This is a genomic window from Thermobifida halotolerans (assembly GCF_003574835.2).
Classification (GTDB): Bacteria; Actinomycetota; Actinomycetes; order Streptosporangiales; family Streptosporangiaceae; genus Thermobifida; species Thermobifida halotolerans.
The window spans coordinates 477,872-490,618 of record NZ_CP063196.1 but is presented as its reverse complement, the minus strand read 5'-3'; the positions used below and the strand labels follow the sequence as shown (position 1 = coordinate 490,618).

The 12,747-nt window shown below is 71.6% G+C and carries 14 protein-coding genes; 9 read left to right on the top strand and 5 right to left on the bottom strand.

The annotated features are described in order from the left end of the window. The first annotated feature begins 286 nt into the window (after positions 1-286). The 3 genes from NI17_RS02195 (at position 287) to NI17_RS02185 (ending at position 2,143) form a co-directional block, all read left to right on the top strand. On the top strand, positions 287-658 hold the full coding sequence (locus NI17_RS02195; RefSeq protein WP_068692581.1) for a hypothetical protein: 372 nt from the start codon (positions 287-289) through the stop codon (positions 656-658). Between the two features lie 152 nt (positions 659-810). Then, complete coding sequence (locus NI17_RS02190) at positions 811-1,266, top strand: MaoC family dehydratase (protein WP_119267833.1); 456 nt, start codon at positions 811-813, stop codon at positions 1,264-1,266. 262 nt (positions 1,267-1,528) lie between these two features. Next, entirely contained in the window at positions 1,529-2,143 is a 615-nt protein-coding gene (locus NI17_RS02185) for a superoxide dismutase (protein WP_068692579.1), read from the top strand. 83 nt (positions 2,144-2,226) lie between these two features. Here the strand turns inward: NI17_RS02185 and NI17_RS02180 are convergent, their stop codons facing one another. From NI17_RS02180 to NI17_RS02170, 3 genes are all read right to left on the bottom strand, one after another. Beyond that, a complete protein-coding gene (locus NI17_RS02180) occupies positions 2,227-2,901 on the bottom strand; it encodes an HAD family hydrolase (protein WP_068692578.1) in 675 nt (224 codons plus the stop codon). Positions 2,902-2,948: 47 nt separating this feature from the next. Then, a complete protein-coding gene (locus NI17_RS02175; protein ID WP_084012702.1) occupies positions 2,949-3,563 on the bottom strand; it encodes a DUF4126 domain-containing protein in 615 nt (204 codons plus the stop codon). A 116-nt stretch (positions 3,564-3,679) separates the two neighbouring features. Further along, positions 3,680-3,934 (bottom strand): DUF2630 family protein, encoded by a 255-nt coding sequence (locus NI17_RS02170; RefSeq protein WP_068692577.1) that lies wholly within the window; start codon positions 3,932-3,934, stop codon positions 3,680-3,682. Between the two features lie 195 nt (positions 3,935-4,129). Between NI17_RS02170 and NI17_RS02165 the strand changes: the two genes are divergently transcribed. From NI17_RS02165 to NI17_RS02155, 3 genes are all read left to right on the top strand, one after another. Beyond that, entirely contained in the window at positions 4,130-4,735 is a 606-nt protein-coding gene (locus NI17_RS02165; protein WP_119267832.1) for a hypothetical protein, read from the top strand. A gap of 154 nt (positions 4,736-4,889) precedes the next feature. Further along, positions 4,890-5,177, top strand: a complete 288-nt coding sequence (locus NI17_RS02160) for a metal-sensitive transcriptional regulator (protein WP_068692576.1) — start codon at positions 4,890-4,892, stop codon at positions 5,175-5,177. Between the two features lie 35 nt (positions 5,178-5,212). Further along, positions 5,213-5,419 (top strand): heavy-metal-associated domain-containing protein, encoded by a 207-nt coding sequence (locus tag NI17_RS02155; protein ID WP_068692575.1) that lies wholly within the window; start codon positions 5,213-5,215, stop codon positions 5,417-5,419. 150 nt (positions 5,420-5,569) lie between these two features. On the opposite strand, the gene NI17_RS02145 is transcribed toward NI17_RS02155, so the two are convergent. Together NI17_RS02145 and NI17_RS02140 are read right to left on the bottom strand one after the other, a co-directional pair. Next, on the bottom strand, positions 5,570-6,925 hold the full coding sequence (locus tag NI17_RS02145; protein WP_068692574.1) for an NAD(P)/FAD-dependent oxidoreductase: 1,356 nt from the start codon (positions 6,923-6,925) through the stop codon (positions 5,570-5,572). A 21-nt stretch (positions 6,926-6,946) separates the two neighbouring features. Continuing rightward, positions 6,947-7,606 (bottom strand): SACE_7040 family transcriptional regulator, encoded by a 660-nt coding sequence (locus NI17_RS02140; RefSeq protein ID WP_084012701.1) that lies wholly within the window; start codon positions 7,604-7,606, stop codon positions 6,947-6,949. Positions 7,607-7,715: 109 nt separating this feature from the next. Between NI17_RS02140 and NI17_RS02135 the strand changes: the two genes are divergently transcribed. The 3 genes from NI17_RS02135 to NI17_RS02125 are packed head-to-tail and all read left to right on the top strand — an operon-like array spanning position 7,716 to position 12,596. Continuing rightward, positions 7,716-9,326 carry a carboxyl transferase domain-containing protein gene (locus tag NI17_RS02135; RefSeq protein ID WP_068692573.1) on the top strand — a complete coding sequence of 537 codons (1,611 nt, stop codon included), beginning with the start codon at positions 7,716-7,718 and terminating at the stop codon, positions 9,324-9,326. A 25-nt stretch (positions 9,327-9,351) separates the two neighbouring features. Next, positions 9,352-11,442 (top strand): ATP-binding protein, encoded by a 2,091-nt coding sequence (locus NI17_RS02130; RefSeq protein ID WP_243597589.1) that lies wholly within the window; start codon positions 9,352-9,354, stop codon positions 11,440-11,442. Beyond that, positions 11,439-12,596, top strand: a complete 1,158-nt coding sequence (locus tag NI17_RS02125; protein ID WP_119267882.1) for an acyl-CoA dehydrogenase family protein — start codon at positions 11,439-11,441, stop codon at positions 12,594-12,596. The genes NI17_RS02130 and NI17_RS02125 overlap by 4 nt, the downstream gene beginning before the upstream one ends. Positions 12,597-12,747 lie beyond the last annotated feature (151 nt).

The following is a 12,747-nucleotide window of genomic DNA, read 5'->3' as shown; positions in this document are numbered from 1 at the left end:
ACCACCGGTTTCCCTTCGTCTGGACCGCTCCGGGCCACCGCATCCGGTGGGCGAACGATCACGGATCGATTACCGTGACCTTAGAAACCGTTGGTTTCGGTTCTGTCAACTCGCGTAACAGGACTGTTTCGCAATAGTGCCGTTCCGGCAGCCCCTCGGTGATCCGACGTTCACAAGCTCTCTTGTGCTAGGGATTGCTCGGCTGCAATTTCATTTCGGCGTATTGCAGCGACTGTCCCGACTCGGGGATGATCAAGACCCACTCGGCCCGCAGAAAGGAAGATCGGTGGCGCTGTACGAGGTGCACGCCCGCAAATGGGAGAACGGCTGGGAACTTCGCATCGCTGACGTGGGGGTCACCTGGTCGCCGACCCTGGGCGACGCCTGCTCGCGGGCCAGGGAGTTCATCTCCACCCAGCTCGCCCGGGAGGAGCGCACCGTCCACGTCGACCTGCAGCCCCACGTGAGCGAGGACCTCGACCAACTGGCGGTCGAGGCCCGGCGCGCCCTGCACATCGCGGACGAGGCCGCGCGTACGGCGTCGGCGAAGATCAAGGAGATCGCCTACGGGCTCTCCGAGGCGGGCCTGTCCCCCTCCGACATCGCCCAGTACCTCGGTGTTCCCCAGCAGCGGCTGGAGGAGCTGGTCCGGGACTGAGGGCACCGTCGGGTCCGCCTCCCCGCCGCCCGGCACCGACCGGTCCGGAGTGTCCCCCGCCCCGGAGACCGGGCGGTACCGTATGCCACGATACATACCGTCCAGTCGGTCTTGTGGTGGGTCGTCCACCGCTGGCAAGAGGGAGACGCAGCATGCAGGAGTTCGCCGACATCCACGCCCTGGCCGCCGCGCGGGGCGGCAGCCTGGGACACAGCCCGTGGCACACCGTCACCCAGGACCAGGTGAACCTGTTCGCCGACGCCACCGGCGACCACCAGTGGATCCACGTGGACACCGAGCGCGCCGCCTCGGGGCCGTTCGGCGGGACCATCGCCCACGGATACCTCTCCCTCTCCCTTCTGCCGATGTTCGCCTGGCAGACCTACCGGGTGCGGCAGGCCCCCGCCATGTCCATCAACTACGGCCTGAACAAGGTGCGCTTCCTCCAACCGGTGCTGGTGGGCTCCCGCGTGCGCGACGGCATCGAACTGGTCGAGGCCAAGGAGACCCCCAGGGGCCTGCTGCTGACCATGCGGCACGAGGTGGAGATCGACGGCCAGGAGCGCCCCGCCCTCGTCGCCGAGGCGCTGAGCCTCGTCGTCCCCTGAGCACAGCGAGCCGCGGACACGCCGGGCGGCCCCGGGCCGGGGCCGCCCGGGGCTCCGGTGTGTCCCCGATCCCTCCGGTTCGGGGCACGGACGGCATGCATGAGGGATACGGCCGCGGGTAACTGACACCGGAGGTGGGCCAAGGCCGCCAGCCCCTGTCCCGGAGGCGGTACCGATCGGCACCCGCTCTGGCTGATAGCTTTTTGCTCAGCGATCTTTCGCAGGGGTCAACTGTCAGATCTCGAGACTGAAAGGTGCGTAGATGTCCGCGCCGTACTCGCTTCCTGCACTGCCCTACGATTACTCCGCCCTGGAGCCGTGGATCTCGGGCCAGATCATGGAGCTTCACCACGACAAGCACCACGCCACCTACGTCAAGGGCGCCAACGACGCTCTTGAGCAGATGGCGGAGGCTCGGGAGAAGGGGGACCTGGGCAAGGTCAACCTGCTGCAGAAGAACCTCGCCTTCAACCTGGCCGGTCACGTGAACCACACCGTGTTCTGGCCGAACCTGTCGCCGGACGGCGGCGACAAGCCCGAGGGCGAACTGGGCGCCGCCATCGACGACGCCTTCGGTTCCTTCGACGCCTTCCGCGCCCACTTCAACGCCGCGGCCACCGGCATCCAGGGCTCGGGGTGGGCGATCCTGGCCTGGGACATCCTCGGCCAGCGGCTCATCATCGAGCAGCTCTACGACCACCAGGGCAACCTGGCGGCCGGCTCCTACCCGCTGCTGATGCTGGACATGTGGGAGCACGCCTTCTACCTGCAGTACAAGAACGTCAAGGCCGACTACGTCAAGGCGTTCTGGAACGTCGTGAACTGGGACGACGTCACCCGGCGCTTCGAGGACGCCCGCAAGGTCGCCCTCGGCTAGCCGCGGTCCGCGCACCACGGTGCGCACGGGGGCGGCGCTTCCGCGACGGAAGCGCCGCCCCCGTTGCCGTGTCGGGAGGCTCCTCAGCCGTTCAGCATCCGCACCGCCTCGGTCAGCGAGTCGGCGACCGGGTACCCGGTGGTCTCCAGCCGCTCGCGGCTCATCAGTCCCGTGGCGACCAGGATCGCGTTCGCTCCTACGGCGCGGGCGGCGTGGGCGTCGTCGTCGATGTCCCCGATGAGCACGACCGTGGCCGGATCGACGTCCTGCGCCGCCAGGTGGTGGACCAGGTGCTCGGCCTTGGAGTCGACGTCGGCGTCGTAGTGCCGTCCGTCCACCCTGGTGAAGTGCGGTACCAGGCCGTGCTCGGTGACGAGGGGAACGAGGTGCTCGTGCGCGGCCATGGACAGCAGCGACTGCGAACCTCCCCTCTCACGCCAGCCGCGCAGTGTGTCCCGCGCCCCGTCGGCGAGGTCGCACGAGGGGAGGAACTGCTGGTAGTGGCTGTTGTAGGCGGTGTTGAGACGTTCCCACTCACCGTCGGCGAAGGGCCTTCCCAGCAGTTCCTCGTAGAACGGGACCAGCGGACGGCGGAAGATCCGCCGCCACTCCTCCAGTTCCAGGGCAGGCCGCCCGAACAGCTCGCACACGTGGTTGGCCGCGGCGAGGTTGGCGTGGTTGTCGTCGAGAAGGGTGCCGTTCCAGTCCCACACGATGTGTCGGACGCCGTCGCGCGAAGCGGGGAGTTGCTCTACCACACCCCGTACTCTAGGCGCCGCCGGCACGGTGTCAGGGACGCGCTCTCTCACCCGGTCTGCTCCTCTCTGCTCCGCTCCTTCTTCCGGCGCCGACCGTAGGACCACCCCGCGAGCCATCCCAGGCCCACGACCGCCGCCACGACCAGTACCAGGATCAGGACCGGGAGCAGGACGGCGAGCAGGGACATCAGCGCGCTGGCGACGTCCTCGACGGTGCTGACCACGGGCGCGCCGACTCCTCCGCTGGCGCCGTTGACCATCAGGCGGGTCACCGCCTTGGCCGCGTGGAAGAGCAGCGCGATGGCGGCGCCCACGGCGACCATCCACACCCCCGTGCCGTCCCCGGAGCCGGTGGCGGCCGCGGTGGCCTCGCCGGTCAGCGCGGTCCCACTGGCCCCGAACACGATGCCGCCCGACGCCGGCCGCACGACCGTCTGGAGTACGTCGTTGACGTGGTCGAGGATCGGGACCTTGTCGGCGAGCAGTTCAACGACGAGGAGAACGGTCAGGATTCCCAGTGCCCAGGGGTTCTCCAGCCACTGCCATCCGGGCGCCAGCGACAGCACGTCGGTGTAGCGGGAGAGCACCCCCGCCACGAGTAGGGGAATGTAGGCGTTCAGGCCGGCGGAGGAGGCCATCCCGACCGCGGTCAGTATCTCCAAAGTGCGGTGCCTTCTTCTCGGTCGCCCCGCTCGGGCGGTGAGGGTTGGGTCACCGTTGTCTGATGCGGCGCGCGCCGCTCGGGTTCCCGCGGCTCAGGCGGCGTGCCGCCGGGTCCTCACTGCCGGTACTCCTCCACCTGGGTTTTCGGACGGGGCTGCGCCTCCTCGGGGTTCTGTCCGAACTCCTCGCGGGCGCGCCGCTGGCGTAGCAGGTCCCAGCACTGGTCCAGGGCGCGCTCCAGTTCCCTGATGCGGTCGCGTTCTGCCGGGGTGAGCCGGTGCTCGTGCTGTTCCCGCAGGTCACGCTCTTCGGTGACCAGCGCTCCGATGCGTTGGATGATTTCCGCCTCGCGGGTGTGGCTTTCGTTCATACCTCCCATGCTCGGCCGGGCGACATGGGAAAACAAGGTGCGAAACACCGCGTTTCCGCAGTCCACCAGGTGCTTTGTACGGTATGTCCGGCAGATCGGATTGGCCGGGAGCGGCGGGGGAACACCATCCTCGCGCCGTCGGCACTTCCCACCGTCCGGCGATCCCCCGTTCGAGAGTGCCAGTTGGGAGCCCCCGTGAAGATCTACGCCGACCGTCCGCTCCGCCTCTGCGCCCAGTTGCTGTGCGACGTCCTCGCGCTCGCCTGGATCGCGCTGTGGGTCAGGGCCGCGTTCGCCCTGCACGAGACGCTCAGCGCCCTGGCGCGGCCGGACGTGCTGCTGGAGGACGCGGGTGAGGGGCTGACCACGCACATGGAGACCGCGGCCGAGACCGCCGCGGAGGTGCCGTTCGTCGGCGAGCGGTTGTCCGAGCCGTTCGAGAGCATGGGAGCCACCGGTGAGGACCTGAGCGCGGCCGGTGTCGGCTTCCAGCAGACCGTGGCCGACTTCGCCCTGAGCCTCTCCCTGTTGACCGCGGTCCTTCCCCTCCTGGCCGTGCTGGGCGTGTGGCTGCCGCCGCGGATCCGCTGGATCCGGCGGGCCGCGCAGACCCGCCGGCTGCGCGCGATGCCCGCCGAGGCCGCCTCGCGACTGCTGGCGCTGCGCGCTCTGGCGGCGGCGCCCGTCGGCGCACTGGGCCGGGTGCACTCCGACCCGGTGGGCGCCTGGCGTTCCGGGGACGAGGCGGTCGTCGAGGAACTGGCCGCCCTGGAGCTGCGTCGGCTCGGTCTGCGGCGGTGACGGACCGGGACGACAGAACCGGACGGATCGGCGAATATGGAGCGACCGCGGGATGCCGCGGCCAAAAAATGATCACCTCCGGAACCCACTCCGGATATACCCACAGGGGGTATAATTGGCCGAGGAAGCGACCAGTCGACAGGAGAACACCGCGATGGCCGCCTACGGCTACCACGACAACAAGCGGCAGCATCTGAACCGGCTGCGCCGGATCGAGGGGCAGGTGCGCGGCCTGCAGCGGATGGTCGAGGACGACGCCTACTGCATCGACGTCCTCACCCAGACCTCCGCCGTGAACAAGGCCCTGCGTTCCTTCGCCCTGTCCCTGCTGGACGAGCACCTCAAGCACTGCGTGGCCCACGCCCTCGCCGACGGCGGGGCCGAGGCCGACGAGAAGGTGCGCGAGGCGTCCGAGGCGATCGCCCGGCTGGTCCGCTCCTGACCGATGAGGACACCGACCGAGAGACGAGGGTCGACATGGCCAGCACCACCATCACCGTCAGCGGCATGACCTGCGGGCACTGCGTGAGTTCGGTGAAGGAGGAGATCGGCGAACTGCCCGGCGTGACCGACGTGCGCGTGGACCTGCAGAGCGGACGGGTCGAGGTCGACAGCGAGACTCCGCTCACCGACGTCCAGTTGCGCGGTGCCGTGGCCGAGGCCGGGTACGAGGTCGTCGCCTGATCGGTCCTCCGAGACCGCCGCCGCGCCCGTCCACCGCCCTCCCCTCCCGGAGGGGGCGGTCGGACGGGCGCGGCGTTCTCAGCCCGGTCCGGGGCCGAGAGGGAGTCCCCAGGCTCCCGGGGCGAGGTCCGGCACCGGCTTCCGGTCCTCTCAGTCGCCCTCCACCAGGCTCACCCGCTCCCTGGCCTGCTCCGGGGTCAGGTAGCCGGAGAGTTCCTCCATGTCCGTCAGCGTCTCGATGCTGCGGTTGAGGAAGCCGAGGCGGGAGACCTCGCCGCCGAGCAGCGCCCGGATGCCCCAGTTTGCGGCCACCCGCACCCGGGCCGGGCCCGACGGCACCGAGTACAGGTGGTAGGCCCTGGTCAGCGCCAGCGCGGACGGGCCGGTGATCTCCCTGCCGAGGGGGCGGGCGACCGCGTCGCGGCCGCTGAGGTCCACCAGCAGGCCGAGGTCCCGGTGGTAGTAGTGCTGGGTCGGGCGGCCCAGCAGCGAGGCGATGACGTTCTCGGCGGCCACCGGCCCCTGCCGTGAGGCGTGCTGCGCCGTGGGCGGGCAGAGCGCCCCCTCCTCGTCCTTGCTCAGGTCGGGGACGGCGGCGGAGTCGCCGATGCCGAAGATCTCGGGGTGCCCGGGGACCGTCAGGTCCGCCCCGACCACGAGCTTGCCGCGCTCGGCGGGCAGTCCGCTGGCCTTGATGAGCGGGCTCGGCGAGGTCCCGGCGGTCCAGATCAGCGTCCGGGAGGGCAGCACCCGGTCGTCGGTCAGGGTCACCTTGTCCTGTGTCACCTCACGGACGGTGACCTCCAGGGCCACCTGGACGCCGCGCCTGCGCAGCAGGTCCATGGCGCTGCGCCCCAGGTTCTCGCCCAGCTCCGGCATCAGGCTGGGCGCGATGTCCACCAGGTGCCACTGGATGTGCCTGCGCAGTTTCGGGTAGAGGCGGCACGCCTCCTCGCACAGCAGCTCCATCGACGCGGCCGTCTCCACCCCGGTGTAGCCGCCGCCCACGACGATGAAGGTGCAGCGCTCGTCACGTTCGGCGGGGTCGTCGCTGGCGTTGGCCAGCTCCAGTTGGGCCAGCACGTGGTCGCGCAGGTAGACCGCCTCGGCGAGGTTCTTGTTGCCGCGGGCGTGCTCCATCAGGCCGGGGATGTCGAAGGTGCGGGTGGTACTGCCCGGCGCCAGGACGAGCCGGTCGTAGCGCTCGTAGGCGTACTCCCCCGAGATCTTGCGGACCACGACCGTGCGGCGGTCGGTGTCCACCCCGATGGCCGCCCCCGGGACCATGCGGGTGCGGCGGAGTTGGCGGTGCAGGGAGATCGCGATCGACTGCGGGGTCAGCAGGCCCGAGGCCACCTGGGGAAGCAGCGGCTGGTAGAGCATGTAGTCGTTGGGCGCGACGAGCACCAGCTCGGCCATGCCCTTGGGAATTCTGCGTTCCAGCCGGCGAAGCGTGTTCAGTCCCGCAAAACCCGCGCCGACCACGACGATACGCGGTCGTGCCATCGTCGGACCACCCCCTGTCAGTCAGCCGTTCGCCGTCCCCGCTGCCCCCGAGCCGGGAGGCCAAACGTGGGCGCCCGCCCCGTCGGGGCCGTGCCGGTCCGCCGCGCGGACGGGGGCGAGCAGCGCCGCGCGGGCCATCGCGAACAGCAGGTCGGCCATCTGGTCGCGGCCGAGTTCGCCCGCGCTGTGCGGCGTGGAGTTGAGCAGGCCGAACATGGCGTGCAGGGCGGCGCGCAGGACCGGCTCGGGGGTGTCGGGGCGCAGCCGGGCCAGGACGGCGACCCACTGCTCGACGTAGCCGCGCTGGAGCCGGCGGACCCGGCGCTGCGGCTCGGGCGGAACGTTGTGCAGTTCGCGGTCGTGGACCGTGATGAACTCCGGTTCGTCCAGGGCGAAGGCGATGTGGCCGCGCAGCAGCGCGTCCAGGGCGTCGGCGGGGTCGGGGTGCGCGGCGACACGGGCCGCGCCCTCGCGGAGGAGCCGCTCGCTGATGTCCACGAGGATCGCGGCGAGGAGCGCCTCCTTGCCGGGGAAGTGCCGGTACAGGGCCGGACCACTGGTGCCGACCGCCCGTCCCAGCTCCTCGATGGACACGCCGCGGAATCCGCGTGCGGCGAAGAGTTCGGCGGCGGCGCGCAGAATGGCCGCCCTGCGCGTTGCTCCTCCTCTGGGCTCCGCCATCACACCTCTTTCGACCGCGGCAACCTGGACACCAATGTTAGCAGTCGTTAACATCGCAGATGTTAGCGCTCATTAACACAGTGGGGAGGGGAAGTTGGGCGGACCATCCGTGCTCACCTCCGCCGTGGACCCGTCGGAACCGGGTTTTTCGGCCAACGCCGAGACCAACCGCGCCCTGGTCGCCGAACTGCGGCAACGCCTGGCGACCGCGGCGCTGGGCGGCCCGGAGGCGGCCCGCGAGCGACACGTGGCGCGCGGCAAACTGCTGCCCCGGGACCGCGTGGACGCCCTCCTCGACCCGGGATCGCCGTTCCTGGAGCTGTCACCGCTGGCCGCCCACGGGATGTACGGCCCCGACGGCCACGACGCGCCCGCCGCCGGGATCGTCACCGGAGTGGGCCGGGTCGCGGGCCGCGAGGTCGTGGTGGTGGCCAACGACGCCACCGTCAAGGGCGGCAGCTACTACCCGATGACCGTCAAGAAGCACCTGCGCGCCCAGGAGGTGGCGCTGCACAACCACCTGCCGTGCGTCTACCTCGCCGACTCCGGCGGCGCCTTCCTGCCGATGCAGGACGAGGTCTTCCCCGACCGCGACCACTTCGGCCGCATCTTCTACAACCAGGCGACGATGTCGCGGCTGGGCATCGCGCAGATCGCCGCGGTGCTGGGCTCGTGCACCGCGGGCGGCGCCTACGTGCCCGCGATGAGCGACGAGGCGGTGATCGTGCGCGGGCAGGGCACGATCTTCCTGGGCGGCCCCCCGCTGGTGAAGGCCGCCACCGGCGAGGTCGTCAGCGCCGAGGAACTGGGCGGCGGCGACGTGCACGCCCGCGTCTCGGGAGTGGTCGACCACATCGCCGACGACGACGCCCACGCCCTGGACATCGTGCGCCGGATCGTCGGCACCCTCGGTCCGCGCCCCGAACCCGCGTGGCAGGTGCACCCCTCCCGTCCCCCCGCGGCCGACCCCGAGGAGCTCTACGGCGTGGTCCCCGCCGACACCCGCACCCCCTACGACGTGCGCGAGGTGATCGCGCGCATCGTCGACGCCAGCGAGTTCACCGAGTTCAAGGCCGAGTACGGCACCACCCTGGTCACCGGCTTCGCGCACGTCCACGGCCACCCGGTCGGCGTGGTCGCCAACAACGGCATCCTGTTCTCCGAGTCCGCGATGAAGGGCGCCCACTTCGTCGAACTGTGCGACCGGCGCTCCGTCCCGCTGCTGTTCCTGCAGAACATCTCCGGGTTCATGGTGGGCCGCGACTACGAGGCCGGGGGCATCGCCAAGCACGGCGCGAAGATGGTCACCGCCGTGGCCTGCGCCCGCGTCCCCAAGTTCACCGTCGTCATCGGCGGCTCCTTCGGCGCGGGCAACTACAGTATGTGCGGACGCGCCTACTCACCGCGCTTTCTGTGGATGTGGCCCAACGCCCGCGTCTCGGTCATGGGCGGCGAACAGGCCGCGTCCGTACTGGCCACGGTGCGCCGCGACCAACTGGCCGCGCGCGGCGAGGAGTGGTCGGCCGAGGCCGAGGAGGAGTTCAAGGCCCCGATCCGGGAGCAGTACGAGAAGCAGGGCAACCCCTACTACTCCACCGCGCGGCTGTGGGACGACGGCGTCATCGACCCCGTCGACACCCGCACCGTGCTGGGACTCGCCCTGTCCGCGGCCCGACACGCCCCGCTGGAGCCGGTCGGCTACGGCGTCTTCCGCATGTGAGTCCGGACGAGGAACGGAGCCGGTGATGACGATCCCCTTCCCGCCCACCGCGCCGGGCGCGCACACCGTACTGGTGGCCAACCGGGGCGAGATCGCGGTGCGGATCATCCGCACCCTGCGGCGGCTCGCGCTGCGCGCGGTGGCCGTGTACAGCGACGCCGACGCCGACGCGCGCCACGTGCGCGCCGCCGACACCGCGCTGCGCGTCGGCGACTACCTGGACGCCGACGCGATCGTCGGGGCCGCCCTGGAGTCCGGGGCGACCATGGTCCACCCCGGATACGGCTTCCTGGCGGAGAACGCGGCGTTCGCCCGGGCCTGCGCGGCGGCCGGGCTGGTCTTCGTCGGCCCGCCCCCGGAGGCGATCGAGGCGATGGGCGACAAGATCCGCGCCAAGCGGACCGTGGCCGACGCGGGGGTGCCGCTGCTGCCCGGCTTCGCCGAGACCCCCGGACAGCCCATGTCGGACGCCGACCTGACCGCCGCGGCCGACCGCGTCGGCTACCCGCTGCTGCTCAAACCGTCGGCGGGCGGCGGCGGCAAGGGCATGCGCCTGGTGCGCCGCTCCTCCGAACTGGCCGAGGCCGCCGCCGCGGCGCGCCGGGAGGCCCGCTCCGCCTTCGGCGACGCCACCCTGCTGGCGGAGCGGTTCGTGGAGCGGCCCCGCCACATCGAGGTGCAGATCCTCGCCGACGCCCACGGCAACGTCGTGCACCTGGGCGAGCGTGAGTGCAGCCTGCAGCGCCGCCACCAGAAGATCGTGGAGGAGTCCCCCTCCCCCCTGCTCACCCCCGACCGGCGCGCCGCGATGGGCCGGGCCGCGGTGGCCGCCGCCCGGGCCTGCGGATACGTGGGCGCCGGCACCGTGGAGTTCATCGCCGCCCCCGCGGCGGGGGACGGCTACTTCTTCCTGGAGATGAACACCCGCCTCCAGGTGGAGCACCCCGTCACCGAGGCCGTGGCCACGATCCGCGGCGAGCGCGGAATCGACCTGGTGGAGGCGCAACTGCGGGTCGCGCTGGGCGAGGCGCTGCCGTTCACCCAGGACGACGTCGCACTGACCGGGCACGCGGTCGAGTGCCGGATCTACGCCGAGGACCCGGCCCGGGGCTTCCTGCCCACCGGCGGCCGGGTGCTGCTGCTCGACGAACCCGACTCCCCCGGCGTGCGGGTGGACTCCGGGATCGCCGAGGGCGCCGACGTCACCTCCGCCTACGACCCGATGCTGGCCAAGGTCGTCGTGTGGGACACCGACCGCGCGGGCGCGCTGCGGCGGGCCGACGCCGCGCTGGCCCGCTACACCCTCCTGGGCTGCGGGGTGAACACGGCGTTCCTGCGCGCCCTGCTGGCCCACCCCGAGGTGGTCGCCGGGAACCTGAGCACCGAACTGACCGAGCGGCTGCGGCCGGAGCTGACCGCCCGCAGCCGCCGAACCCCCGAGGAGGTCCTGGCCGCCGCCGCCCTGGACCGGCAACTCGGACTGCGACCGCCGGAGGCCACGGCGAACCGCTTCGCCGCCGCCGACGGCTGGCGGGTCGGCGAGCCCGCCTGGACCGTCTGGCGGCTGCACCCCGCCGGAGGTGACGCCGTCACGGTGCGGGTGCGCGCCGAACGGGGCTCCTCCGACCGGTTCCGGGTCCGGGTGGGCGAAGGCGGTCCCGTGTCCGCCACCGCCGTGCGCTCCGCCGACGGCCGCGCCCTGGACGTCTCCTACGGCGGGCGCACGGCCCGCTACGCCCGTGCCGCGGCCGGCCGCGACCTGTGGCTCGGCCGCGGCGGAGCGTCCTGGCGCGTCCGGGAGGAGGACCGCACGGCCCCGCTGCGCCGCGGCGCCGCACACGCCGACGGGACCGTGCGCAGCCCCATGCCGGGCACGGTCCTGGCCGTGCCCGTGGCCCGGGGGGCGGCCGTACGGGCGGGCGAGACGGTCGCCGTGGTCGAGGCCATGAAGATGGAGCACTCCGTCACCGCGCCGTTCGACGGGACCGTCACCGACCTGCGGGCGCGTCCCGGCCAGTCGGTGTCCATGGACGCGGTCCTCGCCGTCGTCACCCAGGAGTCCGCCCCGGGCCGGGGGCGCTCCGTGTCCGCCGCCACCGCAGAGGAGCAGAGTTGATGTCACACCGTCTCAGTCCCGAACACGAGGAGCTGCGCCGCACCGTCGAGGAGTTCGCCCGCACCGAGGTGGCTCCCGTCATCGGCGACTACTACGAGCGCGCCGCCTTCCCCTACGACATCGTCGCGAAGATGGGCCGGATGGGCCTGTTCGGGCTGCCCTTCCCCGAGGAGGAGGGCGGGATGGGCGGCGACTACTTCGCGCTGTGCCTGGCCCTGGAGGAGCTGGCCCGGGTGGACTCCTCGGTGGCGATCACCCTGGAGGCGGGGGTGTCGCTGGGAGCGATGCCGATCCACCGCTTCGGCAGCCCCGAGCAGAAGGCGACGTGGCTGCCCCGGCTCTGCTCCGGCGAGGCGCTGGGCGCGTTCGGCCTGACCGAACCGGACGGCGGGTCCGACGCGGGAGCCACCCGGACCACGGCCCGGCTCGACGGCGGCGAGTGGGTCGTCAACGGGACCAAGTGCTTCATCACCAACTCCGGTACCGCCATCACCGCGCTGGTCACGGTGACCGCGGTGACCGGGACCCGCCCCGACGGGCGACCGGAGATCTCCGCGATCATCGTCCCCTCGGACACGCCCGGGTTCTCCGTGGGGCAGAAGTACTCCAAGGTCGGCTGGAGCGCGTCGGACACCAACGAACTGGTCTTCGTCGACTGCCGGGTTCCCGAGGCCAATCTGCTGGGTGAACGGGGCCGGGGCTACGCCCAGTTCCTGCGCATCCTGGACGAGGGGCGCGTCGCCATCGCCGCCCTGGCCGTGGGCCTGGCGCAGGGCTGTGTGGACGAGAGCCTGCGCTACGCGGGTGAGCGGACGGCGTTCGGCCGCGAGATCGGCCGCTACCAGGCGATCCAGTTCAAGATCGCGGACATGGCGGCCCGCGCGCACACCGCGCGGCTGGCCTACTACGACGCGGCGGCGCGCATGCTGGCCGGGGAGCCGTTCAAGAAGGAGGCGGCCATCGCCAAGCTGGTGGCCTCCAACGCGGCCATGGACAACGCCCGCGACGCCACGCAGGTCTTCGGGGGGTACGGGTTCATGAACGAGTCCGCCGTCGGCCGGTTCTACCGCGACGCGAAGATCCTGGAGGTCGGCGAGGGCACCTCGGAGATCCAGCGGATGATCATCGCCCGTGAACTGGGAATGCCCGCCTGAGAGGAGGGCTCCGGGACGCCCCGTCCCGGAGCCGGTCGAGGAAGTCGGCGATCAGCGGGGCGATCTCGGAAGGCTTCTCCTCCAGGGCGAAGTGCCCGGTGTCGAACAGGTGCAGTTCCGCGTCGGGCGGGTCGCGCAGGTAGGCACGGGC